At 73.1% G+C, this 1,857-nt stretch carries 2 protein-coding genes; both read left to right on the forward strand.

Going from position 1 to position 1,857, the window contains the following annotated elements:
• Positions 1 to 119: 119 nt before the first annotated feature.
• Positions 120 to 1,271, forward strand: coding sequence for a glutamate 5-kinase (proB, locus tag ADY01_RS35275; RefSeq protein ID WP_234320544.1), 1,152 nt, complete (start codon positions 120 to 122; stop codon positions 1,269 to 1,271).
• Between the two features lie 183 nt (positions 1,272 to 1,454).
• On the forward strand, positions 1,455 to 1,853 hold the full coding sequence (locus tag ADY01_RS35280) for a hypothetical protein (RefSeq protein ID WP_049580937.1): 399 nt from the start codon (positions 1,455 to 1,457) through the stop codon (positions 1,851 to 1,853).
• Positions 1,854 to 1,857 lie beyond the last annotated feature (4 nt).

A 1,857-nucleotide genomic window follows, 5' to 3' on the forward strand; every position in this document is an offset into this window, starting at 1 on the left:
GGCGGTGGGGGAGGAGCGCGGATATCGGCGCGCGCCCGCGCGGCGCGGTGGCATACATTACGGACGGAAGTCCGGCCCGGCCGGGAGAGAACGAGCGCAGAGGTACCACCGTGGGCGACGTGCCGGAAGACCTGCCGGGAGACCCGCCCGGAGACCTTCCGGGCAGAAGGGGCGTCTCGGACGCGCGCAGGGTCGTCGTCAAAATCGGCTCATCCTCACTGACCACCGCGGCGGGCGGGCTCGACGCCGACCGCGTGGACGCGCTCGTCGACGTGCTGGTGAAACAGGACGGGAGGCAGATCGTACTGGTTTCCTCCGGCGCGATCGCCGCAGGTCTCGCCCCATTGGGCCTGCCGCGCCGCCCTTCGGACCTGGCGCGGCAGCAGGCCGCGGCCTCCGTCGGGCAGGGCCTGCTGCTCGCCCGCTACACCGCCTCGTTCGCCAGGTACGGCCGCCGCGTGGGCCAGGTGCTGCTGACCTCCGACGACACCAGCCGCAGGTCCCACTACCGCAACGCCTACCGCACGCTTGAGCAGTTGTTCACCATGGGCGTGGTCCCGGTGGTCAACGAGAACGACACGGTGGCCACCGACGAGATCCGCTTCGGCGACAACGACCGGCTGGCCGCGCTCGTCGCCCACCTCGTCCGCGCCGACCTGCTGGTCCTCCTCTCGGACGTGGACGCGCTCTACGACGGCGACCCCGCCAGGCCGGGCGCGCGCCCCATCGCCGAGGTCGCGGTCCCCGCCGACCTGGACGGCGTCGATCTCGGCCGGGCCGGGCGCGCCGGGGTGGGCACCGGCGGCATGGCCACCAAGGTCGAGGCCGCCGCGATCGCCACCGGCGCGGGCATCCCGGTGGTGCTCGCCGCTGCGAGCCAGGTGGCCGACGCCCTCTCGGGCGCCCCCACCGGCACCTACTTCGCCCCCACCGGGCGCCGCTCCGCCGGCCGCCTGCTCTGGCTCGCCCACGCCTCCGCGCCGCGCGGCTCCGTCACCCTGGACGCCGGCGCCGTCCGGGCCGTCACCGAGGGCGGTGGGTCGCTGCTGCCCGCCGGAATCACGGCCGTGGAGGGCGAGTTCACGGCGGGGGAGCCCATCGAGCTGCGCGACGAGACGGGCCGCGCGGTGGCCCGGGGGCTCGTCAACTTCGACGCGAGGGAAATCCCCCAGTTGATCGGGCGTTCCACGCGCGAACTGGCCCGTGAGCTCGGCCCGGCATACGAAAGAGAAGTCGTACATCGCGATGACCTGGTTCTGTTGCGGGCATAGTCCCTTCGGCGAGTCCGTGTACCCGTGAGAGGGGCGGGGGTGGTGCCGGAACCGTGAAAGACCAGTCTTTCCACGGAAGGTTCCGGGAAACGGCCCCTTCCCCGCACGCGAGCTGGTCAACTCATGCGTGGTACCGCGCCCGCATCACACGCACGACTTCAGCACCATGTCAGGAGGCTGCCGGTGAGACGACTGGCCAGCGTCGGGGAAGACCAGCGACGGGAGGGGGTCCCGCGCGAGGCGTCGCGGCTGTGGCACATCACCCTCAGCGTCGCCGGCGAGGCGGCACCGCTCAGGGACGTCCGGCGCGGCCTCGAACGGCTCGCCCACGACCACCCCTTCCTGCTGACCAGCCGGTACGCACGCGACCACGCGGAGATCCGTTACTGGGAGGAGGCCCGCGACCTCCATGACGCGGCGGCCGTCGCGCTGCGGCTGTGGGGCGAGCACCGGCGCACGGCGCAGCTGCCGCCGTGGGAGATCGTCGGCCTGGAGGTCATCGGCCGCGAGACGTACCACCAGCGGATCGCCGAGGGCTACGGTCCCGCGCCGGCCGTTCCCGTGGGCGTGCACCCCTTCTGACCCC

The sequence above is a fragment of the Streptomyces sp. SBT349 genome (assembly GCF_001083795.1).
Classification (GTDB): Bacteria; Actinomycetota; Actinomycetes; order Streptomycetales; family Streptomycetaceae; genus Streptomyces.